At 67.6% G+C, this 21,077-nt stretch carries 33 protein-coding genes and 1 pseudogene; 3 read left to right on the forward strand and 31 right to left on the reverse strand.

Going from position 1 to position 21,077, the window contains the following annotated elements; all coding sequences use genetic code 11:
- The 28 genes from rpsK to rpsJ all read right to left on the reverse strand — a co-directional run.
- Window positions 1-397: 30S ribosomal protein S11 (rpsK, locus tag AB0G63_RS13895; protein WP_360749219.1), on the reverse strand; the 397-nt coding region annotated here is incomplete at its 3' end.
- Window positions 398-461: 64 nt separating this feature from the next.
- Window positions 462-842, reverse strand: a complete 381-nt coding sequence (rpsM, locus tag AB0G63_RS13900; protein WP_351890887.1) for a 30S ribosomal protein S13 — start codon at window positions 840-842, stop codon at window positions 462-464.
- Window positions 843-1,037: 195 nt separating this feature from the next.
- Window positions 1,038-1,151, reverse strand: a complete 114-nt coding sequence (gene rpmJ / locus AB0G63_RS13905; protein ID WP_003998809.1) for a 50S ribosomal protein L36 — start codon at window positions 1,149-1,151, stop codon at window positions 1,038-1,040.
- Between the two features lie 59 nt (window positions 1,152-1,210).
- Window positions 1,211-1,432, reverse strand: coding sequence for a translation initiation factor IF-1 (infA, locus tag AB0G63_RS13910; protein WP_003948620.1), 222 nt, complete (start codon window positions 1,430-1,432; stop codon window positions 1,211-1,213).
- Window positions 1,433-1,582: 150 nt separating this feature from the next.
- On the reverse strand, window positions 1,583-2,419 hold the full coding sequence (map, locus tag AB0G63_RS13915) for a type I methionyl aminopeptidase (protein ID WP_360749224.1): 837 nt from the start codon (window positions 2,417-2,419) through the stop codon (window positions 1,583-1,585).
- Window positions 2,420-2,517: 98 nt separating this feature from the next.
- Window positions 2,518-3,180, reverse strand: coding sequence for an adenylate kinase (locus tag AB0G63_RS13920; RefSeq protein WP_360749227.1), 663 nt, complete (start codon window positions 3,178-3,180; stop codon window positions 2,518-2,520).
- Window positions 3,180-4,493, reverse strand: coding sequence for a preprotein translocase subunit SecY (gene secY, locus AB0G63_RS13925; RefSeq protein ID WP_360749229.1), 1,314 nt, complete (start codon window positions 4,491-4,493; stop codon window positions 3,180-3,182). Before secY ends, AB0G63_RS13920 begins: the two co-directional genes overlap by 1 nt.
- A gap of 189 nt (window positions 4,494-4,682) precedes the next feature.
- The gene (rplO, locus tag AB0G63_RS13930) at window positions 4,683-5,138 is read right to left on the reverse strand and encodes a 50S ribosomal protein L15 (RefSeq protein WP_324789180.1); all 456 of its coding nucleotides are present in this window, start codon (window positions 5,136-5,138) and stop codon (window positions 4,683-4,685) included.
- Between the two features lie 2 nt (window positions 5,139-5,140).
- Window positions 5,141-5,323, reverse strand: a complete 183-nt coding sequence (rpmD, locus tag AB0G63_RS13935; protein ID WP_003974250.1) for a 50S ribosomal protein L30 — start codon at window positions 5,321-5,323, stop codon at window positions 5,141-5,143.
- 2 nt (window positions 5,324-5,325) lie between these two features.
- Window positions 5,326-5,931: a 30S ribosomal protein S5 gene (gene rpsE, locus AB0G63_RS13940; RefSeq protein WP_019753099.1), complete on the reverse strand. Its 606-nt coding sequence runs from the start codon at window positions 5,929-5,931 to the stop codon at window positions 5,326-5,328.
- A 36-nt stretch (window positions 5,932-5,967) separates the two neighbouring features.
- Window positions 5,968-6,351, reverse strand: coding sequence for a 50S ribosomal protein L18 (gene rplR, locus AB0G63_RS13945; protein ID WP_029380981.1), 384 nt, complete (start codon window positions 6,349-6,351; stop codon window positions 5,968-5,970).
- 3 nt (window positions 6,352-6,354) lie between these two features.
- A complete protein-coding gene (gene rplF, locus AB0G63_RS13950) occupies window positions 6,355-6,894 on the reverse strand; it encodes a 50S ribosomal protein L6 (RefSeq protein WP_324789182.1) in 540 nt (179 codons plus the stop codon).
- A gap of 24 nt (window positions 6,895-6,918) precedes the next feature.
- On the reverse strand, window positions 6,919-7,317 hold the full coding sequence (rpsH, locus tag AB0G63_RS13955; protein WP_014674378.1) for a 30S ribosomal protein S8: 399 nt from the start codon (window positions 7,315-7,317) through the stop codon (window positions 6,919-6,921).
- Window positions 7,318-7,556: 239 nt separating this feature from the next.
- Entirely contained in the window at window positions 7,557-7,742 is a 186-nt protein-coding gene (locus tag AB0G63_RS13960) for a type Z 30S ribosomal protein S14 (protein WP_003948630.1), read from the reverse strand.
- Window positions 7,743-7,747: 5 nt separating this feature from the next.
- Window positions 7,748-8,305 carry a 50S ribosomal protein L5 gene (rplE, locus tag AB0G63_RS13965; protein WP_053661885.1) on the reverse strand — a complete coding sequence of 186 codons (558 nt, stop codon included), beginning with the start codon at window positions 8,303-8,305 and terminating at the stop codon, window positions 7,748-7,750.
- Window positions 8,305-8,628 (reverse strand): 50S ribosomal protein L24, encoded by a 324-nt coding sequence (gene rplX / locus AB0G63_RS13970; protein ID WP_076097138.1) that lies wholly within the window; start codon window positions 8,626-8,628, stop codon window positions 8,305-8,307. Before rplX ends, rplE begins: the two co-directional genes overlap by 1 nt.
- A 2-nt stretch (window positions 8,629-8,630) precedes the next feature.
- On the reverse strand, window positions 8,631-8,999 hold the full coding sequence (rplN, locus tag AB0G63_RS13975; RefSeq protein WP_003998823.1) for a 50S ribosomal protein L14: 369 nt from the start codon (window positions 8,997-8,999) through the stop codon (window positions 8,631-8,633).
- A 127-nt stretch (window positions 9,000-9,126) separates the two neighbouring features.
- Window positions 9,127-9,414: a 30S ribosomal protein S17 gene (rpsQ, locus tag AB0G63_RS13980; protein WP_003992363.1), complete on the reverse strand. Its 288-nt coding sequence runs from the start codon at window positions 9,412-9,414 to the stop codon at window positions 9,127-9,129.
- Complete coding sequence (gene rpmC / locus AB0G63_RS13985; RefSeq protein WP_003974259.1) at window positions 9,414-9,638, reverse strand: 50S ribosomal protein L29; 225 nt, start codon at window positions 9,636-9,638, stop codon at window positions 9,414-9,416. The genes rpsQ and rpmC overlap by 1 nt, the downstream gene beginning before the upstream one ends.
- Window positions 9,638-10,057: a 50S ribosomal protein L16 gene (rplP, locus tag AB0G63_RS13990; RefSeq protein ID WP_007494765.1), complete on the reverse strand. Its 420-nt coding sequence runs from the start codon at window positions 10,055-10,057 to the stop codon at window positions 9,638-9,640. The genes rpmC and rplP overlap by 1 nt, the downstream gene beginning before the upstream one ends.
- 5 nt (window positions 10,058-10,062) lie before the next feature.
- Complete coding sequence (rpsC, locus tag AB0G63_RS13995; protein ID WP_360749239.1) at window positions 10,063-10,884, reverse strand: 30S ribosomal protein S3; 822 nt, start codon at window positions 10,882-10,884, stop codon at window positions 10,063-10,065.
- Entirely contained in the window at window positions 10,884-11,231 is a 348-nt protein-coding gene (gene rplV, locus AB0G63_RS14000) for a 50S ribosomal protein L22 (protein ID WP_351890877.1), read from the reverse strand. Before rplV ends, rpsC begins: the two co-directional genes overlap by 1 nt.
- Window positions 11,232-11,276: 45 nt before the next feature.
- Window positions 11,277-11,558, reverse strand: coding sequence for a 30S ribosomal protein S19 (gene rpsS / locus AB0G63_RS14005; protein WP_030233885.1), 282 nt, complete (start codon window positions 11,556-11,558; stop codon window positions 11,277-11,279).
- 12 nt (window positions 11,559-11,570) lie between these two features.
- Window positions 11,571-12,407 (reverse strand): 50S ribosomal protein L2, encoded by an 837-nt coding sequence (rplB, locus tag AB0G63_RS14010; protein WP_351890875.1) that lies wholly within the window; start codon window positions 12,405-12,407, stop codon window positions 11,571-11,573.
- 49 nt (window positions 12,408-12,456) lie between these two features.
- A complete protein-coding gene (rplW, locus tag AB0G63_RS14015; protein WP_324789184.1) occupies window positions 12,457-12,876 on the reverse strand; it encodes a 50S ribosomal protein L23 in 420 nt (139 codons plus the stop codon).
- The gene (rplD, locus tag AB0G63_RS14020) at window positions 12,876-13,535 is read right to left on the reverse strand and encodes a 50S ribosomal protein L4 (RefSeq protein ID WP_360749244.1); all 660 of its coding nucleotides are present in this window, start codon (window positions 13,533-13,535) and stop codon (window positions 12,876-12,878) included. The genes rplW and rplD overlap by 1 nt, the downstream gene beginning before the upstream one ends.
- An 8-nt stretch (window positions 13,536-13,543) precedes the next feature.
- Entirely contained in the window at window positions 13,544-14,188 is a 645-nt protein-coding gene (rplC, locus tag AB0G63_RS14025; protein ID WP_324789186.1) for a 50S ribosomal protein L3, read from the reverse strand.
- An 18-nt stretch (window positions 14,189-14,206) separates the two neighbouring features.
- Complete coding sequence (gene rpsJ / locus AB0G63_RS14030) at window positions 14,207-14,515, reverse strand: 30S ribosomal protein S10 (protein WP_003948644.1); 309 nt, start codon at window positions 14,513-14,515, stop codon at window positions 14,207-14,209.
- A gap of 665 nt (window positions 14,516-15,180) precedes the next feature.
- On the opposite strand from rpsJ, the pseudogene AB0G63_RS14035 reads away from it, so the two are divergent.
- Window positions 15,181-16,266 (forward strand): annotated as a pseudogene (locus tag AB0G63_RS14035) (right-handed parallel beta-helix repeat-containing protein); the annotation flags it as partial.
- Window positions 16,267-16,379: 113 nt separating this feature from the next.
- Here AB0G63_RS14035 and AB0G63_RS14040 read toward each other — a convergent pair.
- Window positions 16,380-16,727, reverse strand: coding sequence for a hypothetical protein (locus tag AB0G63_RS14040; RefSeq protein ID WP_360749246.1), 348 nt, complete (start codon window positions 16,725-16,727; stop codon window positions 16,380-16,382).
- Window positions 16,728-16,742: 15 nt separating this feature from the next.
- Window positions 16,743-16,922 carry a hypothetical protein gene (locus tag AB0G63_RS14045; protein WP_360749249.1) on the reverse strand — a complete coding sequence of 60 codons (180 nt, stop codon included), beginning with the start codon at window positions 16,920-16,922 and terminating at the stop codon, window positions 16,743-16,745.
- Between the two features lie 424 nt (window positions 16,923-17,346).
- Between AB0G63_RS14045 and AB0G63_RS14050 the strand changes: the two genes are divergently transcribed.
- Both AB0G63_RS14050 and gdhA read left to right on the forward strand, forming a co-directional pair.
- A complete protein-coding gene (locus AB0G63_RS14050; RefSeq protein ID WP_360749252.1) occupies window positions 17,347-18,144 on the forward strand; it encodes a DUF2071 domain-containing protein in 798 nt (265 codons plus the stop codon).
- Between the two features lie 207 nt (window positions 18,145-18,351).
- Window positions 18,352-19,710: an NADP-specific glutamate dehydrogenase gene (gdhA, locus tag AB0G63_RS14055; RefSeq protein WP_360749255.1), complete on the forward strand. Its 1,359-nt coding sequence runs from the start codon at window positions 18,352-18,354 to the stop codon at window positions 19,708-19,710.
- Window positions 19,711-19,898: 188 nt separating this feature from the next.
- Here the strand turns inward: gdhA and AB0G63_RS14060 are convergent, their stop codons facing one another.
- Window positions 19,899-21,041: an acyltransferase gene (locus AB0G63_RS14060; protein WP_360749258.1), complete on the reverse strand. Its 1,143-nt coding sequence runs from the start codon at window positions 21,039-21,041 to the stop codon at window positions 19,899-19,901.
- Window positions 21,042-21,077: the final 36 nt, after the last annotated feature.

The raw sequence follows: 21,077 nt of genomic DNA on the forward strand, positions 1-21,077 counted from the left end.
GGCGACGCTTCGGCGGACGGCAGCCGTTGTGCGGGGTCGGGGTGACGTCCTGGATGGAGCCGACCTCGAGACCCGTCGCCTGCAGGGAGCGGATCGCGGTCTCACGACCGGAGCCCGGGCCCTTGACGAACACGTCGACCTTGCGCATGCCGTGCTCCTGAGCGCGGCGGGCGGCCGACTCGGCGGCCATCTGCGCGGCGAACGGCGTGGACTTCCGGGAGCCCTTGAAGCCGACGTGGCCGGCGGAGGCCCAGGAGATCACGTTGCCCGACGGGTCCGTGATGGAGACGATCGTGTTGTTGAACGTGCTCTTGATGTGCGCGTGGCCGTGAGCGACGTTCTTCTTTTCCTTGCGGCGCACCTTCTTGGCAGCGCCCTGACGACCCTTGGGGGGCATCTATTACTCCTACGGGAGGTGGTCGGTCCTGCAGCGAAGACCGTGGACAGGCGTCCGCTGAGGACTACTTCTTGCCCGGCTTCTTCTTGCCGGCGATGGCGCGACGCGGGCCCTTGCGGGTACGGGCGTTGGTGCTGGTGCGCTGACCGCGGACCGGCAGACCACGGCGGTGCCGCAGACCCTGGTAGCAGCCGATCTCGACCTTGCGGCGGATGTCGGCCTGGATCTCGCGACGGAGGTCACCCTCGGTCTTGATGTTGTTGTCGACGTACTCGCGGATCGCGACGAGCTGCTCCTCGGAGAGGTCGCGAACGCGGGTGTTCGGGTCGACGCCGGTGGCGTCCAGCGTCTGCTTCGAGAGAGTCCGGCCGATGCCGAACACGTAGGTGAGGGCGACCTCCACGCGCTTTTCGCGCGGGATGTCAACACCGGAAACGCGTGCCATTCAATGGCTCCAGTTGATCTTCGGAGGTCTTCCGCAGCACCGGCTCCCGGCCGCCGTATCAGGTACGAACCGGGTCCCCGGCCTCCGAACCGGGGGTGTCGGGCGATCGCTCGCCCGGGTCCTGCGTATGAACAATTCAGCTCGCGTCGCGCGAATCCCTGCGATGTCGATGCAGAGGGATCGGTCGATCGTGCGTCAGCCCTGGCGCTGCTTGTGGCGCGGGTTCTCGCAGATGACCATGACCCGACCGTGACGGCGGATCACCCTGCACTTGTCGCAGATCTTCTTGACGCTCGGCTTGACCTTCATGGGATTGAGGTTCTCCGGGTCAGTGCCACCACCCCGCCGCAGCGGGGTGCGGGCAAGATCTACTTGTACCGGTAGACGATCCGGCCACGCGTCAGGTCGTACGGAGACAGCTCCACCACGACCCGGTCGTCAGGGAGGATGCGGATGTAGTGCATGCGCATCTTGCCGCTGATGTGTGCCAGGACCTGGTGGCCGTTCTGGAGCTCGACCTTGAACATGGCGTTCGGCAGAGACTCGACGACAGTGCCCTCGATCTCGATGGCACCTTGCTTCTTGGCCACGCTTCGCCCTTCGAATCGACTACCTTGATCGACTCCCTCGCGTCCCTTACGGGCGCATGCGGACATGCGGGTGCACGAGAGCCGACGAGTCAGTCTACGTCAGCGCACCCGGAAAGACGAATCGAGGAAGTCTGCCCCAGGCAGAGATCATTAAGCGAGCGGGTCCGGAGCGGCCGTGACGCCGTACTCCGCCAGCTTGGCCCGGCCGCCGTCCGGGGCCGTCAGGACCAGCGGGCCCTGCTCGGTCAGGGCCACCGAGTGCTCCCAGTGGGAGGACCAGGTGCCGTCCGTGGTGATGACCGTCCAGTCGTCGTCCAGGACCTGCGTCTTCGGGGTGCCCAGGGAGACCATCGGCTCGATGGCGAGGCAGAAGCCGGGGACCAGCTTGGGGCCCTTGCCGCGGCGCCGGTCGACGTAGTTCAGCAGGTGCGGGTCCATGTGCATCTCGGTGCCGATGCCGTGGCCGCCGTAGTCCTCGATGATGCCGTAGCGGCCGCCGCCGGGCTTGGGCTGACGGCGGATGTACGTCTCGATGGCGCGGGAGACGTCGACGAGCCGGTTGCCGAGCTTCATCGCGGCGATGCCGGCCCACATGGACTCCTCGGTGACCCGGGAGAGCTCGATCAGCTCCGGGGCGTGACCGGAGCCCACGAACGCCGTGTACGCGGCGTCGCCGTGCCAGCCGTCGACGATGGCGCCGCAGTCGATGGAGATGATGTCGCCGTCCTTGAGGACGACCTCGTCGGACGGGATGCCGTGGACGACGACCTCGTTGACCGAGGTGCAGATCGTCGCCGGGAAGCCGCCGTAGCCGAGGAAGTTCGGCTTGGCGTTGTGCTCGGCGAGCACCTTGCGCGCCACCTGGTCCAGGTCCCTGGTGGTGGCGCCGGGCACGGCGGCCTCGCGGGTGGCCGCGTGGATGGCGGCGACGACCAGCCCCGCCTCACGCATCTTGGCGATCTGCTCGGCGGTCTTGATCTGCACCATGGGGGCCCTGCGCTCTCCGTCACTCGCGTCAACCGGTTACTGCACAACAGTACGGCCGTGACGCCCATCCGGGTGCCACGGCCGTACCGGACCGACGACTACTTGTCGTCGTCCTCGCGCTTGAGCGCCTCCAGGGCGCGCTGCGTGATCTCCTCGACCGGGCCGAGGGACGAGATCGTGACGACCAGTCCCTGCGCCTTGTAGTAGTCGATGATCGGCTCGGTCTGCGTGTGGTAGACCTCGAGCCGCTTGCGGACCGTCCCCTCGGAGTCGTCGTCGCGCTGGTACAGCTCGCCGCCGCAGACGTCGCAGACGCCTTCCTGCTTCGGCTTGCTGTACGTCACGTGGAAGACGTGGGAGGAGTCGTTGCGGCAGATGCGCCGGCCGGCGATCCGCTTGACGACCTCGTCCTCGGAGACTTCCAGGTCGAGAACCGCGTCCAGCTTGATGGTCTCGGTCGTCAGCAGTTCGTCGAGCGCCTCGGCCTGCGAGACGTTGCGCGGGAAGCCGTCGAGCAGGAAGCCGCCCTCGGCGTCCGGCTGCTCCATCCGGTCCTTTGCCATCGCGATCGTGACCTCGTCGGGAACGAGGTTGCCGGCGTCCATGTAGGACTTGGCGAGCTTGCCCAGCTCGGTCTGCTGGCTGATGTTGGCCCGGAACAGGTCGCCCGTGGAGATGTGCGGGACGCGCAGCTTCGCAGCGAGGCGAGTGGCCTGCGTGCCCTTTCCGGCACCCGGCGGCCCGACGAGGACGATTCGCATCAGCGGAGGAACCCTTCGTAATTGCGCTGCTGGAGCTGGCTCTCGATCTGCTTCACCGTCTCGAGACCGACACCCACGATGATCAGGATGCTGGTCCCGCCGAACGGGAAGTTCTGGTTCGCCCCAAACCCAACCAACGCCATCGTCGGCACGAGAGCGATCAGACCCAAGTACAGCGAACCCGGCCAGGTGATCCGGTTGAGTACGTAGCTCAGATACTCAGCGGTCGGTCGGCCAGCCCGGATGCCCGGGATGAAACCACCATACTTCTTCATGTTGTCGGCGACTTCCTCGGGGTTGAAGGAGATCGCCACGTAGAAGAACGCGAAGAAAACGATGAGCAAGAAGTACGAAGTGATGTAAATCGGGTGGTCGCCCTTGGTCAGGTTCTGCTCGATCCAGGTCTTCCAGCCCGAGTTGCCACCGGAGAACTGGGCGACCAGCGCCGGAATGTAAAGCAGCGACGATGCGAAGATGACGGGGATCACACCCGCCTGGTTGACCTTCAGCGGAATGTAGGTCGACGTCCCGCCGTAGGAACGACGGCCGATCATGCGCTTGGCGTACTGCACCGGGATCCGGCGCTGGGCCTGCTCGACGAAGACGACCAGGCCGACCATGACCAGGCCGACGAGGATGACGGTGCCGAACTCGATCCAGCCGCCCGCCAGCGTGCCCGTCTTCTTGATGGCCCACAGGGCCGAGGGGAAGGTGGCGGCGATCGAGATGAACATCAGGATCGACATGCCGTTGCCGATGCCGCGGTCGGTGATCAGCTCACCGAGCCACATGACGACGGCCGTACCGGCGGTCATGCAGATCACCATGGTGATGGTGGTGAAGATCGCCTGGTCGGGGACGATGCTCGACGCGACGGTGCAGCCGTTGAAGAGGGCGCCGCTGCGGGCGGTGGCCACCAGGCCGGTGCCCTGCAGGATCGCCAGCGCGACCGTCAGGTAACGGGTGTACTGGGTGATCTTCGCCGTGCCGGCCTGCCCCTCCTTCTTGAGGGCTTCCAGACGCGGGATCACCACGGTCAGCAGCTGCAGGATGATACTCGCCGTGATGTACGGCATGATGCCCAGCGCGAAGACCGTGATCTGCAGCAGCGCGCCGCCGCTGAACATGTTGACCAGGCCGAAGAGGCCCTGGTTGCCGGAGGCCTCGTCCACGCACTGCTGGACGGCCGTGTAGTTGACGCCGGGGATCGGGATGTGGGTACCGACCCGGTAGACCACGATGATGCCGAGCGTGAAGAGCAGCTTCTTGCGCAGGTCGGGCGTCTTGAACGCCCGGGCGAACGCGGTGAGCACGGTGCCTCCTGCGACCCCCGCGCAACAGCGTCAAGGGTGACGGTCTTGAGGTTCGACGAATACGGAAGTGAACAGTGCAGGCCACCTTACCGGCGACACTGCCCCCCTTGGAACGACCAACCGGGGATACCTCATTGTGAGGTATCCCCGGTCGGGAGACGCTTACGTCATCGAGACGTCCGAACGGACTCAGACGAGCTCGGTGACGGTGCCGCCGGCGGCGGTGATCTTCTCCTTGGCGGAGCCGGAGACGGCGTCGACCGTCACCTGCAGCGCCACGGAGACCTCACCCTGGCCGAGGACCTTGACCAGGCTGTTCTTGCGAACGGCGCCCTTGGCCACCAGGGACTCGACCGTGACCTCGCCACCCTCGGGGTAGAGCGCGGCCAGCTTGTCGAGGTTGACGACCTGGTACTCGGTCTTGAACGGGTTCTTGAAGCCCTTCAGCTTCGGGAGGCGCATGTGCAGCGGCATCTGGCCGCCCTCGAAGCGCTCCGGAACCTGGTAACGGGCCTTGGTGCCCTTGGTACCACGACCGGCCGTCTTACCCTTCGACGCCTCACCACGACCGACACGGGTCTTGGCGGTCTTGGCGCCCGGGGCGGGACGGAGGTTGTGGATCTTGAGCGGGTTCTGCTCCGCCATGATCAGTCGACCTCCTCGACCGTCACGAGGTGGCGGACGGTGTGCACCATGCCGCGGAACTCGGGGCGGTCCTCCTTGACGACCTGCGTGTTGATGCCCTTGAGACCAAGGGAGCGCAGGGTGTCACGGTGGTTCTGCTTGCTGCCGATGTAGGACTTGACCTGCGTGATCTTGAGCTGCGCCATGATTACGCACCCGCCCCGGCACGCGCACGCAGCAGAGCCGCGGGAGCGACGTCCTCGAGGGGCAGACCACGGCGGGCCGCGATCTCCTCGGGACGCTGCAGGCCCTTCAGGGCCTCCACGGTCGCGTGCACGATGTTGATCGCGTTGTCGGAGCCGAGCGACTTCGACAGCACGTCGTGGATGCCGGCGCACTCGAGCACGGCACGCACCGGGCCACCGGCGATAACACCGGTACCGGGCGACGCGGGCTTGAGCAGCACGACACCGGCCGCCTTCTCACCCTGGATGGGGTGCGGGATGGTGCCCTGGATCCGGGGGACCTTGAAGAAGTGCTTCTTGGCCTCCTCCACACCCTTGGCGATGGCGGCCGGCACCTCCTTGGCCTTGCCGTAACCGACACCCACGGTGCCGTCACCGTCGCCCACCACGACCAGCGCGGTGAAGCTGAAGCGACGACCACCCTTCACAACCTTGGCGACGCGGTTGATCGCGACGACGCGCTCAACGTACGCGGTCTTCTCGGCGGCAGCAGCGCCGCCGTCACGGCCCTTCCGGTCCCGCCGCTCGCCGCCACCGGCACCGCTTCCGCGGCGCTGGGGTCCAGCCATTGGATTACCTCTCTCTTTCCGCTAGCTACAAGCGGCTCAGAACTTGAGCCCGGCCTCGCGGGCGGCGTCCGCCAGGGCGGCGATGCGCCCGGCGTACTGGTTGCCACCACGGTCGAACACGACGGCCTCGACACCGGCGGCCTTGGCACGCTCGGCGACCAGGGCGCCGACCTGCTTGGCCTGCGCGGACTTGTCGCCCTCGCCACCGCGGATCGACGCGTCCAGGGTGGACGCCGACGCCAGGGTGTGGCCCTTCAGGTCGTCGATCACCTGCGCCACGATGTGGCGGTTGGAGCGGGTCACGACCAGACGGGGACGCTCCGCCGTACCCGAGACCTTCTTGCGGATCCGGATGTGGCGGCGCTTGATCGCGGCGCGCTTGTAGGCGTCGCCCTTGAGGATCTTCTGCCCGTATGCCATGGCTTACTTACCCGCCTTTCCGACCTTGCGGCGGATGACTTCGCCCTCGTACTTGACGCCCTTGGCCTTGTACGGGTCGGGCTTGCGCAGCTTGCGGATGTTGGCCGCAACCTCGCCGACCTTCTGCTTGTCGATGCCCTCGACCTGGAAACGGGTCGGGGTCTCCACCTTGAAGGTGATCCCCTCGGGGGCCTCGACGGTGATCGGGTGGCTGTAGCCGAGCGCGAACTCGAGGTTCGAGCCCTTGGCGGTCACGCGGTAACCGACACCGCTGATCTCGAGCTTCTTCACGTAACCCTGGGTCACGCCGGTGATCATGTTCGCCACCAGCGTGCGGGAGAGGCCGTGCAGGGCCTTGCTCTGACGCTCGTCGTTGGGGCGGGTCACCTGCAGGGTGCCGTCCTCGCCCTTGGCGATCTCGATCGGCGCCACGACGGTGTGGGTCAGTTCGCCCTTGGGGCCCTTGACCGAGACCGTACGGCCGTCGATGGTGACGTCCACGCCGGCGGGAACCGCGATGGGGAGCTTGCCGATGCGCGACATAGCTGTTTTCCTCCGTTCCCTTCGCTACCAGACGTAGGCGAGGACTTCCCCACCCACGCCCTTCTTGCCGGCCTGCTTGTCGGTGAGGAGCCCGTGCGACGTGGAGATGATCGCCACGCCCAGGCCGCCGAGCACCTTCGGCAGGTTGGTGGACTTCGCGTACACCCGGAGACCGGGCTTGGAGATCCGCTTGATGCCCGCGATGGAGCGCTCACGGTTGGGGCCGAACTTCAGCTCGAGGACGAGGTTCTTGCCGACCTCGGCGTCCTCGACCTTCCAGCCCGTGATGAAGCCCTCCTGCTGGAGGATCTCCGCGATGTGGGACTTGATCTTGGAGTGCGGCATCGACACCGAGTCGTGGTACGCCGAGTTCGCATTCCGCAGACGCGTCAACATGTCTGCGATCGGATCAGTCATGGTCATGAATTGGCCTGTGGCCTTTCTCGCCGGGGTTTCCTATATGCGCCATCCCTCTCCCCGTACATGGACGGGACGGGTGCGGCGCGGGGACCTACGGCGTAGTAAGCAATCATTCAGCGGACTTCGTCCGCGGGCGATCCAGGGCGGCAGAGGCCCAACCCTCCCAGCCTACGGCATGGAAGGCGGGGCCCCTGCCGGCCCGGTTGCTTACCGAGAGGTCCAGGAATCCCGATTTACCGGGATTACCAGGAGCTCTTGGTCACGCCCGGCAGCTCGCCGCGGTGAGCCATCTCACGAAGGCACACGCGGCAGAGGCCGAACTTGCGGTACACGGAGTGCGGACGGCCGCAGCGCTGGCAGCGGGTGTAGCCGCGCACACCGAACTTGGGCTTACGGGCAGCCTTCGCGATGAGAGCCTTCTTCGCCATCTCGCTCACGCCTCCTTGAAGGGGAAGCCGAGGTGACGGAGGAGCGCGCGGCCCTCAGCGTCGTTGGTCGCCGTGGTGACCACGGTGATGTCCATACCCCGGACGCGGTCGATCTTGTCCTGGTCGATCTCGTGGAACATGACCTGCTCCGTGAGACCGAAGGTGTAGTTGCCACGGCCGTCGAACTGCTTGGGGGACAGGCCGCGGAAGTCGCGGATGCGCGGCAGCGCGAGCGACAGGGTGCGGTCCAGGAACTCCCACATGCGGTCGCCACGGAGCGTGACGTGGGCACCGATCGGCTGGCCCTCACGCAGCTTGAACTGCGCGATGGACTTGCGGGCCTTGGTGACGGCCGGCTTCTGACCGGTGATCGTGGTGAGGTCGCGGATGGCGCCCTCGATCAGCTTGGAGTCGCGGGCGGCGTCGCCCACACCCATGTTGACCACGATCTTGACGAGGCCGGGGACCTGCATGACGTTCTCGTACTTGAACTCGTCACGCAGCTTGCCCGCGATCTCCTCGCGGTACTTCGTCTTGAGACGCGGAGTGGTGGTGGTAGCCATCAGATGTCCTCACCCGTCCGCTTGGCAACGCGGATCTTGTTGCCCTCGTCGTCGAAGCGGTAGCCGACACGCGTGACGACCTTCTGGCCGTCCTTCTCAACGACCAGCTGGACGTTGGAGACGTGGATCGGCGCCTCGGTCGTGACGATGCCGCCGGCCTGGGAACCGCGAGCGGTGGGACCGGCCTTCGTGTGCTTCTTGACCCGGTTGACACCCTCGACCAGGACGCGCTCCTCGCGCGGGTAAGCGGCAATGACCTTGCCCTGCTTGCCCTTGTCCTTGCCGGTGATGACCTGGACCAGGTCGCCCTTCTTGATCTTCATGCTTACAGCACCTCCGGCGCGAGCGAGATGATCTTCATGAACTTCTTCTCGCGCAGCTCACGCCCGACCGGGCCGAAGATGCGGGTGCCGCGAGGGTCGCCGTCGTTCTTCAGAATGACGGCGGCGTTCTCGTCGAAGCGGATGTACGAGCCGTCCGGACGGCGGCGCTCCTTGACGGTGCGAACGATGACCGCCTTGACGACGTCACCCTTCTTCACGTTGCCACCGGGGATCGCGTCCTTGACGGTGGCGACGATGACGTCACCGATGCCCGCGTAGCGGCGACCGGAGCCACCGAGCACACGGATGCAAAGGATCTCCTTCGCACCAGTGTTGTCGGCGACACGCAGTCGCGACTCCTGCTGGATCACGTCTATCTCCTGAATGTCTGCCGGTTCCCCGGGGGCCGCTCACCGAGCGGCCCCCGGAGCCTGGCGGAACTGTCCTGCGAGGGGTGCCCCGCAGGCGTATTCTTTGGAATTCCCTTGCGGGAATTGCCTACTTGGCCTTCTCGAGGATCTCGACGACGCGCCAGCGCTTCGTCGCGGACAGCGGCCGGGTCTCCATGAGGAGGACGCGGTCGCCGACACCCGCGGCGTTCTGCTCGTCGTGGGCCTTGAGCTTGTTCGTACGGCGGATGACCTTGCCGTACAGCGCGTGCTTGACACGGTCCTCGACGGCGACGACGACGGTCTTGTCCATCTTGTCGCTGACGACGAGACCCTCACGGGTCTTGCGGAAGCCGCGGGCCTCTGCAGTCTGCTCAGTCACGTTGCTCTCACTCATCAGGCGCTCTCCACCGTCTCGATGCCCAGCTCGCGCTCACGCATCAGGGTGTAGATCCGCGCGATGTCCTTGCGGACGGCCTTCAGCCGACCGTGGTTCTCGAGCTGACCGGTCGCCGCCTGGAAGCGGAGGTTGAACAGCTCTTCCTTGGCCTCGCGAAGCTTCGCCAGAAGCTCCTCGTTGCCCAGCTCGCGCAGCTCGGACGCCTTGGTACCGGCCGACATCACGCTTCACCTGCCTCGCGCTTGACGATCCGGCACTTCATCGGCAGCTTGTGGGCCGCACGGGTCAGCGCCTCACGGGCGATCTTCTCGTTGGGGTACGACAGCTCGAACATGACGCGTCCGGGCTTGACGTTGGCGATCCACCACTCCGGAGAACCCTTACCGGAACCCATGCGGGTCTCGGCCGGCTTCTTGGTGAGGGGACGGTCCGGGTAGATGTTGATCCAGACCTTGCCGCCACGCTTGATGTGGCGGGTCATCGCGATACGGGCCGCCTCGATCTGGCGGTTCGTCACGTAGGCCGGGGTCAGCGCCTGGATGCCGTACTCGCCGAACGCAACCGTGGTGCCACCCTTGGCAGCGCCGCTGCGTCCCGGGTGGTGCTGCTTGCGGTGCTTGACCCTACGGGGGATCAGCATGACGGTCAGGCCTCCGTTCCGGTGCTCTCAGCCGGAGCGGCGGCGGCAGCCTCGGCCTTGGGGGCCTCGGCGCCGGCAGCCTGCTGCGGCTTGCGACCGCGCCGCTCGCCACCGCGGCCACCACGGGCCGGGCGGTCGGCGCCACCGCGGGCCGGGCGGTTACCCGCACGGGCGGCAGCGTTCTCGGCGCGAACCTCGGCGATGTTCTTGACGTCGCCCTTGTAGATCCAGACCTTCACACCGATGCGGCCGAAGGTCGTCTTGGCCTCGAAGAAGCCGTAGTCGACGTTCGCGCGGAGCGTGTGCAGGGGCACGCGGCCCTCGCGGTAGAACTCCGAGCGGGACATCTCGGCGCCGCCGAGACGGCCACCGCACTGGATCTTGATGCCCTTGGCGCCCGCCTTCATCGCCGACTGCATGCTCTTGCGCATGGCACGGCGGAAGGAGACGCGGGAGGAGAGCTGCTCGGCGACGGCCTGGGCGACCAGCTGGGCGTCGGTCTCGGGGTTCTTGACCTCGAGGATGTTCAGCTGGACCTGCTTGCCGGTGAGCTTCTCGAGGTCGCCGCGGATGCGGTCGGCCTCGGCGCCGCGGCGGCCGATGACGATGCCCGGACGAGCGGTGTGGATGTCCACCCGCACGCGGTCACGGGTGCGCTCGATCTCGACCTTGGAGATGCCGGCGCGCTCCATGCCGGACGTCATCATCCGACGGATGGCGACGTCTTCCTTGACGTAGTCCTTGTACAGCTTGTCGGCGTACCAACGGGACTTGAAGTCCGTGGTGACACCGAGCCGGAACCCATGCGGGTTTACCTTCTGGCCCATTACCGGGTTCCTTCCTTGCTGCTGACGACCACGGTGATGTGGCTGGTCCGCTTGCGGATCCGGTAGGCACGGCCCTGGGCGCGCGGACGGAACCGCTTCAGGGTCGGGCCCTCGTCGACGTAGGCCTCGGAGACGTAGAGGCTGTCGGCGTCGGTGTGGTCGTAGTTGTGCGCGGCGTTGGCGATGGCGCTGTCCAGCACCTTGCCGACCGGAACCGAGGCTGCCTGCGGAGCGAATCGCAGAACAGCCTGGGCCTCCGTGGCGTTCATGCCACGGATGAGGTCCACCACACGGCGGGCCTTCATGGGCGTGACGCGGATGTACCGCGCCTGGGCCCTGGCTTCCATGGTTGTCCCTTCAGAGTTACTTACGTGTCTGAATGCGATCCGCGACTAGCGGCGCTTCGACTTCCGGTCTTCCTTGACGTGGCCCCGGAAGGTGCGGGTCGGCGAGAACTCGCCGAGCTTGTGGCCGACCATCGACTCGGTGACGAACACCGGGATGTGGGTCTTGCCGTTGTGCACCGCCAGAGTGTGGCCGAGCATGGCCGGGACGATCATCGAGCGACGGGACCAGGTCTTGATGACGTTCTTGGTGCCGGCTTCGTTCTGGGCGTCCACCTTCTTCATCAGGTGGTCGTCGACGAAGGGCCCCTTCTTCAAGCTACGAGGCATCTCAACCCGTCCTTAGCGCTTCTTGTTCGTCTTGCGGCGGCGGACGATGTACTTGTTGCTCGCCTTCTTGGGAGCACGAGTACGACCTTCCTTCTGACCCCAGGGGCTGACCGGGTGGCGACCACCGGAGGTCTTGCCCTCACCACCACCGTGGGGGTGGTCAACCGGGTTCATCGCCACACCGCGAACGGTCGGGCGGACGCCCAGCCAGCGCTTGCGGCCGGCCTTGCCCCAGTTGATGTTGCTCTGCTCGGCGTTGCCGACCTCGCCGACCGTGGCGCGGCAGCGCTGGTCGACCAGGCGGATCTCACCGGACGGCATGCGGAGGTGGGCCATCGAGCCCTCCTTCGCGAGCAGCTGCACGGAGGCACCGGCGGAGCGGGCGAACTTGGCGCCGCCGCCCGGACGAAGCTCCACGGAGTGGATCGTCGTACCGACCGGGATGTTGCGCAGCGCCAGGTTGTTGCCGGGCTTGATGTCGGCGCCGGGGCCGTTCTCGATCCGGTCGCCCTGGCTCAGGCCCTTGGGGGCCAGGATGTAGCGCTTCTCGCCGTCCGCGTAGTGCAGGAGCGCGATGCGCGCGGTGCGGTTGGGGTCGTACTCGATGTGCGCGACCTTCGCCGGCACGCCGTCCTTGTCGTGACGACGGAAGTCGATCAGACGGTAGGCGCGCTTGTGTCCGCCACCCTGGTGGCGAACGGTCACACGACCGGCGTTGTTACGGCCGCCCTTGCTGTGCAGCGGGCGAACCAGCGACTTCTCCGGCGTGGACCGCGTGACCTCGACGAAGTCGGCGACGCTGGCGCCACGACGGCCCGGCGTAGTCGGCTTGTACTTGCGGATACCCATTGTCTCTCAGTCCTCGGAAGTTTCCGATTATCTGGACGCTCCGACCCGCTTACGCGGTCGGACCGCCGAAGATGTCGATACGGTCGCCCTCGGCGAGGGTCACGATCGCGCGCTTGGTGGCGGCACGCTGGCCGAAGCCCGTGCGGGTCCGCTTGCGCTTGCCGGCGCGGTTGATCGTGTTGACCCCGGTGACCTTGACGTCGAAGACCGCCTGGACGGCCTCCTTGATCTGGGTCTTGTTGGCCCGCGGGTCGACGATGAACGTGTACTTGTTCTCGTCGAGGAGCGCGTAGCTCTTCTCGGAGACGACCGGCTTCAGCAGCACGTCACGGGGGTCCGTGTACGACTTGCTGAGCGGGGTCTCGACGGTGTTCTTGCCCTCGGCGGCGTGGCGACGCGCCTTGGCGACGCGCGCGGCCTTGGCGGCCTTGGCGGCCTTCGAGGCAATGGCGGGGTGACGGATGGCCATCAGACCTCGCTCCCTTCGGTGTCGTTGGCCTTGTTCGGGCCGGCGACGAAGGACTCGAAAGCGGCCTGGGTGAAGACCACGTCGTCCGAGACGAGAACGTCGTACGTGTTCAGCTGGCCCGGCTCCAGGATGTGGACCTGGGGCAGGTTGCGGGCGGACAGCCACGCGGCCTCGTCGGCGCGGTCGATGACCAGGAGCAGGTTCTTGCGCTCGCTGATCTTGCCGAACAGGCTCTTCGCGGCCTTGGTGCTGGGGGTGTCGCCCTCGACCACGCCGGAGACGACGTGGATGCGGTTGTGACGCGCCCGGTCGGTGAGGGCGTGGCGCAGGGCCGCGGCCTTCATCTTCTTCGGGGTGCGCTGCGAGTAGTCGCGCGGCACGGGACCGTGCACGACGCCACCACCGGCGAACTGCGGCGCGCGGGTCGAACCCTGACGGGCGCGACCGGTGCCCTTCTGGCGGTACGGCTTCTTGCCACCGCCGCGGACCTCGCCGCGCGTCTTGGTCTTGTGGGTGCCCTGGCGGGCAGCGGCCAGCTGTGCGACGACGACCTGGTGGATCAGCGGGATGCTGACCTTCTCAACGCCGAAGATCTCCGCGGGGAGCTCGACGGTACCGGCCTTGTCGCCCGCCGGCGAAAGGATGTCAACAGTGCTCATCGGTTACCTCAGGCCCCCTTGGCCGCGGTGCGGACCAGGACGAGGCCGCCGTTCGGACCGGGAACCGCGCCCTTGATGAGCAGCAGACCCTTCTCCGCGTCAACGGCGTGGACGGTCAGGTTCTGGGTGGTGACCCGCTCGTTGCCCATGCGACCCGCCATGCGGAGGCCCTTGAACACACGGCCCGGGGTGGCGCAGCCACCGATGGAACCGGGCGAGCGGTGCTTGCGCTGCGTGCCGTGACCGGCGCCGAGGCCACCGAAGTTGTGGCGCTTCATGACACCGGCGAAGCCCTTGCCCTTGCTCTTGCCGGTGACGTCGACCTTCACGCCGGCCTCGAACACCTCGGCGGTGATCTCCTGGCCGAGGGTGTACTCGCTGGCGTCAGCGGTACGGATCTCGACGAGGTGACGGCGCGGGGTGACGTCGGCCTTGGCGAAGTGGCCCTTGAGGGGCTTGTTCACCTTGCGCGGGTCGATCTCGCCGAAGGCGATCTGGACCGACTCGTAGCCGTCGGTGTCGTTCGTACGGACCTGGGTGACGACGTTGGGCCCGGCCTTGACGACGGTGACCGGAACAACACGGTTGTTCTCGTCCCACACCTGCGTCATGCCGAGCTTCTCGCCCAGGATGCCCTTGATCTGCTTAGCCATCTCTCAGATCACCGCGCCTCAGAGCTTGATCTCGATGTCGACACCGGCCGGGAGGTCGAGTCGCATCAGAGAGTCAACGGTCTTGGGGGTCGGGTCGAGGATGTCGATCAGGCGCTTGTGCGTACGCATCTCGAAGTGCTCGCGCGAGTCCTTGTACTTGTGCGGCGACTTGATGACGCAGTACACGTTCTTCTCAGTGGGCAGCGGCACCGGGCCCGCGACCGACGCACCAGTGCGGGTCACCGTCTCGACGATCTTCTTCGCCGAGGAGTCGATGACCTCGTGGTCGTAGGCCTTGAGCCGGATGCGGATCTTCTGTCCCGCCATGGCTACTCAGTAGTCCTGTCTCTTCTCACGCTCTGGACCCGGTGTCACTCCACCCTCGTTCTCCGACCCACGCGGTCGGGCGTGTCGCGCTCCCGCTGACACAGATGCCCCTTGTTCGAACATCCCTGCGGGGAATGCACACGGCCCTTCCGGAACCGCAAGCCGGGGACGAAAGTCCACCGGGCGCCTGGCCGGTGCCGCGCTGACACTTCCCGGAAGATTCCCGTACGTCCGCCCCAGCGCTGCCTGACGGCAGTTAGGGCGACGAGTACTGTGGGACTCGCTTCCGGTCCCCCCGGCGGGAGGCGCGCAGCATCAACACTCGACCGAGCAACTCGGACAGTCTGCCATATGGGGCAGGCCGCTGGCCAATCGGGCCGGAGAGAATACCCCCAGGGTGACGCAGGTCAAACCCGCACCCTCGGCGCAGCCCGAGCCTCGTTCATGTTCGTGAATATGAATCACGTACCCGCATCTTGACGCGTCCATCGCAAGCGCTCTACGTTCCCGTACGGAAACGGAGAAAGCGCTTTCCCCTGCACGGCACCCCTGGTCACGGACGAACCGGAGGCACCACCATGCAAGTGAAGCCCGTCATCGCGTGCGTCAGTCTGCTGGCAGGCGCGCTGGTCGCGCTGTCCGGCGCTCCCGCGCAGGCCGCGAGCACCACGCAGTACGTGTCGCCGAGCGGCACCGCCAGTGCGGCCGGGACGCAGTCCGCCCCGACGACGCTCGCCACCGCGATCAGCCGCATCGCGCCCGGTGGCACCATCTACCTGCGCGGCGGTACCTACAACTACTCCTCGACCGTCACGATCCCGGCCGGCAGCGACGGCACGTCGAGCGCCCGCACCACCCTGAGCGCCTACCCGGGCGAGACCCCGGTGCTGAACTTCTCGGCGCAGAGCGAGAGTTCGTCCAACCGCGGGCTGCAGCTCAACGCCAACTACTGGCACCTGTACGGCCTCACCGTCGAACACGCCGGGGACAACGGGATCTACGTCGGCGGCAGCAACAACGTCGTCGAGCGCGTGGTGACCGCCTACAACCGCGACACCGGACTCCAGCTCGGCCGGATCTCCTCCAGCACCCCGAGCTCCCAGTGGCCGTCCAACAACCTGATCGTGAGCTCGGAGTCGCACGACAACGCCGACTCCGGCGGCGAGAACGCCGACGGCTTCGCCGCGAAGCTCACCACCGGCACCGGCAACGTCTTCCGCTACGACGTCGCCCACAACAACATCGACGACGGCTGGGACCTCTACACCAAGACCGACACCGGAGCCATCGGCCCGGTGACCATCGAGTACTCCCTCTCCTACAACAACGGCACCCTCACCGACGGCACCCAGAACACCAACGGCGACCGCAACGGCTACAAGCTCGGCGGCTCGGACATCGCGGTCAACCACACGGTCCGGCACAACATCGCCTACAACAACGGCCATCACGGGTTCACGTACAACAGCAACCCCGGCACCATGGCCATCTCGAACAACGCCAGCATCGACAACGTCCAGCGCAACTTCTCGTTCGACGCAGGCACCTCGGTGTTCCGGACCAACACCTCCTGCCGGTTCAAGGTCAGCGGGTCGAACGACAAGACCGTCGGCGACGCCGACAGCTCCAACCAGTTCTGGACCGGCACCAACGGCTCCCGCTGCTCCTCCTACAGCGGCTCCCTGGGCTGGTCCTTCGCCTCGAACGGCGCCCTCGCCGTCACCTTCGGGGGGAAGGTCGTGAATCCGTAGCACCGGTCTGCTCGACGGGCCAGCTCACGCCGACGCGCCCCGCTCCCGGTTCTCATCGGGAGCGGGGCGCGTCACCGGTGTGCGGCCGTGGCAGGGGCGCCGGTCGGACGCGGTCAGCCGGTGGCGTCGAGCGGGAGCGGGCCGCCCCGCAGCCACTGGGCGCCCTGACGGCTCAGCATGACCCAGTCGCCCTCGGACTTGGGCCGCAGGTCGTCGACGATGATCATCCGCAGCCGCAGCCACGCCACCGCCTCACTGATGGCGCCCAGCGCCTCCGGATCCTTCAGCTGCCGGTAGTCCCGACGGACCCGGTGCAGCCAGCCGGAGATGTTCGGCGTGCTGCCGCCCGGCCTCATCAGATCGCCCACGACACTGCGGGCGAGGGTTTCTAGCGGAAGCGCCACCACCTGCTCGGCCGAGAGCGAGGACAAAGCCGGTGTACTCCCCTGTATGCCTGTCATGGGCAGAAAAGTAACTCAGGTCGCCGGCAACGCAGCTGCCTCGGCGACGGCGGGCCGGCGGTGAGTGCGGGCGCCGCGCTGGTGCCGTCGCCGCCCGCCATCGCGACGGATGCCCCACAGCAGCAGGTCCTGACCGAAGCGGTGCATCAGGTAGAGGGCCAGCCCGGCGATGACCGCGTGCGCGGCCCTCAGCACCGCACTCGAAAGCCCGGCGAGCAGCCATGCGTCCCGGGACGAAGGCGATGAACCGCCACCCCGCGCCGCCCCGTCCGCTGACGTTGCCGTCCACTACTGCCGTCACCCCGATGCCGCAGCCCGCCAGGACACACCTGACGGGGCTGCCTTATGCAATCGCAAGCAACTACTGGACCCGATGCGGCGGTTCAAGAACTCTGGCCGCCGAACGGCTTATGTCGTCATCCGATTCGAGGTCGGGTAGGCACCGCCGTGCAGCGTCGCGCGTGTCCTGCCTCCAGCGCCTCCGGGCCGTGGCGGGTCCGCGGAATGACGATCAGCGTCTGCCGCACGACGAGTCCGTGAACGCCCGCGGACCGTGGTGGCGCCGCGGGCCGGTGGACGCGGTCCCGAATGGCGTGCTGAGCCCTGCGACACTGGCGCCGTGCCTCCGACACCGCAGTCACCAGCGCCACTGCAGCCACAACCGCCGATACCCCCGCACCCCATAACGGCCGACCCGCCCGAGGCCATCGCGCGGCCCCTGCTCACCCAGTCCTGGCTCGACCTGACCTTCCTGCACTGGGCGGTGGACCCGGCCGACGTGGCCCGTCTGCTGCCGTCGGGCGCCGTGCCCGACACCCTGGACGGTGTCACGTACGTCGGTCTCGTCGCCTTCCGCATGCACCGCGTGGGCTGGCTCCGCCTCCCGGGCGTCCCCTACCTCGGCACGTTCCCCGAGACCAACGTCCGCCTGTACTCGGTGGATGCGCACGGGCGGCGCGGCGTCGTCTTCCGCTCCCTGGACGCCTCGCGCCTGATCCCCGTGGCGGTCGGGCGCCTGGGCTTCCGCATGCCGTACCTCTGGTCCCGGATGGACATCCGGCACGACGGGGACACCGTGACGTACACCAGCTCACGGCGATGGCCGGGCCCGCGCGGCGCCCGGAGCCGTATCACCGTGCGGACGGGCGAGCCGGTCGAGGAGCCCACCGAGCTGGAGCACTTCCTGACCGCCCGCTGGGGCATGCACGGGGCCTTCTTCGGCCGGTCGACGTATCTGCCCAACGCCCATCCGCGCTGGCCGCTGCACCGGGCCGAACTCGTCGAGTGCGACGAGGACCTGGTCACGGCGGCCGGTCTGCCGGCACCGGAGGGGGAACCGGTGAGCGTCCTGTACTCGCCGGGCGTCCCCGCCCGCTTCGGGCGCCCGGCCCGCCCGGCCGGCATCGTCACACCGTGACCGGTTCTTCGGCATCTCGTTCTCGTATACGGAATCTCACATACGGAACGCCGTCCTGGCCTCTTGGTCTTCTCTTTAACATGGGAGCAGCACTCAAGCGCCGGCTGCTCGCGGAGGCGGGCCGTCGACATTCCCGCGCGCGGCAATGGCGCCGAGCGCCCCTCACCGGCTCAGTCCCGGTGTCAGCCGTGCCTGAAAGGGACCTCCGTGACCTCACGCCCCGACCCCAAGACCGCCCTCGAATTCCTGCGCACCGAGATCGAGCGCCGCAACCCGGCGGAGCCCGAGTTCCACCAGGCCGCCCGCGAAGTGCTGGACAGCCTCGGCCGGGTGCTGACGGCCCGCCCCGAGTACGCCGACCCGGGCCTCGTCGAGCGGCTGATCGAGCCGGAGCGGCAGATCATCTTCCGAGTGCCGTGGCAGGACGACCGGGGCCGGGTCCACGTCAACCGCGGCTTCCGCGTCGAGTTCAACAGCGCCCTCGGCCCGTACAAGGGCGGCCTGCGCTTCCACCCGTCCGTGAACCTCGGGATCATCAAGTTCCTCGGCTTCGAGCAGATCTTCAAGAACGCGCTGACCGGTCTCGGCATCGGCGGCGGCAAGGGCGGCAGCGACTTCGACCCGCAGGGGCGCAGCGACGCGGAGGTCATGCGCTTCTGCCAGTCCTTCATGACCGAGTTGTACCGGCACATCGGTGAGTACACCGACATCCCGGCCGGTGACATCGGTGTCGGCGCCCGCGAGATCGGTTACCTGTTCGGCCAGTACCGGCGGATCACCAACCGCTGGGAGGGCGGCGTGCTGACCGGCAAGAGCGCCGGCTGGGGCGGCTCACTGATCCGTCCGGAGGCGACCGGATACGGCAACGTGCTGTTCGCGGAGGCCATGCTGCGCGCCCGCGGTGAGGATCTCGAGGGGCAGACGGCGGTCGTCTCCGGCTCCGGGAACGTCGCGATCTACACCATCCAGAAGCTGGTGGCTCTCGGCGCCAACCCGGTGACGTGTTCGGACTCCAGCGGCTACGTGGTGGACGAGAAGGGCATCGACGTGGACCTGCTGCGTCAGGTCAAGGAGGTCGAGCGCGGCCGGGTGAGCGACTACGCCGAGCGCCGCGGCGCCTCCGCGCGGTTCGTCCCCGGCGGGCGGGTCTGGGAGGTCCCGGCGGACCTCGCCCTGCCGTCGGCGACGCAGAACGAGCTGAACGCCGACGACGCCGCCGAACTCATCCGCAACGGCGTGAAGGCGGTCTCGGAAGGCGCGAACATGCCGACCACCCCGGACGCGGTGCAACTCCTGCAGCGGGCCGGAGTCGCCTTCGGCCCCGGCAAGGCCGCGAACGCGGGCGGGGTCGCGGTGAGCGCCCTGGAGATGACGCAGAACGCGTCGCGTACGTCGTGGAAGGCCGAGCAGGTCGAGAACGAACTCGCCCGCATCATGACCGACATCCACACCACCTGCGCCGAGACCGCCGAGCGCTACGGCGCCCCCGGCGATTACGTGGCCGGCGCGAACATCGCCGGATTCGAGCGGGTGGCGGACGCGATGCTGGCACAGGGCGTCATCTGATCCCGGGGCCCTGACCCGGGGCCCTGACCCGGGGCGCGATCCCGGCCGGACGGCTGGGCGCCGGAAGCGGGCGGGGGATGTCCGGTGAGGCCAGGCCACTCACCGGTTCCCCGTCCGACGTCGGCAGTCCGGCAGGTATCACCACGCCGTGACCCGCGTCGCCCGCCTCGGTCGGCCCGCGGGCCGGGTCACCCCGCGTTCCGCAGTCGCGCGAACGACGTGTCCAGCCCGCGCTTCAGCAGCCCCGCCACCGGGCGCTCCACGAACCGGTGCACCAGCCAGCTCAGCAGCAGGAACCCTGCGATCACCGACGCGACCAGCAGACGGGCGTCCATCGTGTCCCGCAGGCGGTTGATGACCGCCGTACCGGCCGCGTAGTGCAGCAGGTACAGGGGGTACGTCAGGCTCCCGGCCGTCGCCAGCCACCTCCAGCGGATCCGGTCCGTCGCGCCGAGCGCGATCGCGGCCATGGCGAGCAGGAACGCCGTGAAGATCAGCACGCTCCCCCGCCAGCCGGAGACGTGCTCGACGTTGTCGATGCGCAGCCCCAGTTCCCGCTGCCCCATCAGCCAGGCCATCGCGAGGATGCCCCACAGCAGCAGGTCCTGGCCGAAGCGGTGCATGAGGTAGAGGGCCAGGCCGGCGATGAAGTACCAGGCGCCGTCCGGATCGGCGGCCAGGGCCAGCAGGTGGAACTTCGACACCGGGGCGAGCATCGCCGCGGCGCCCCACACGCAGCAGAAGACCACGACCCGCCGGTAGGTCAGGCCCATCGCGACGACGACCAGGAACAGCAGGTAGAAGCGGAGTTCCGACCAGAGCGTCCAGTACACCCCGTCGACGTTGGCCACGCCCGAACCGGACTGCAGCATCGTCAGGTTGAGGAGTACGTCGCTCAGGGGCAGGCGGTCCCAGACACCGGGGAGGGCCACCAGGACGGCCGTGGTGAACGCTATGGCGAACCAGTACGCGGGGTACAGCCGGATCACCCGCGAGACGAAGAACTGGCGCGGGGTGCGGCCCCAGCAGGACATGCAGATCACGAAGCCGCTGATGACGAAGAAGATCTCGACACCGATCCAGCCGTACGAGGCTAAGTGGTACACCGTCGGCATGATGTCGGACGCCGGCCGGTCCCAGACGGGGTTGTGCGGCCGGTCGACGCGGCGCGTGCCGGCGTAGTGGTGCACGGCGACCATCAGGGCCGCGAGCAGGCGGATGCCGTCGACGGCGTACAGGCGGGGGCGTTCCCGCCGGGGCGGGGGCGTGTCGCGGCGCGCCCGCACCGTCCGCAGTCGCTGTGTCGGCCGGTCGGCCATCGTCACGGACATCAGCCCTCACCCCTGTCTGCCTCCGGTGCGAGCGTC

The organism is Streptomyces sp. NPDC020996 (assembly GCF_040641355.1).
Lineage (GTDB): Bacteria > Actinomycetota > Actinomycetes > Streptomycetales > Streptomycetaceae > Streptomyces.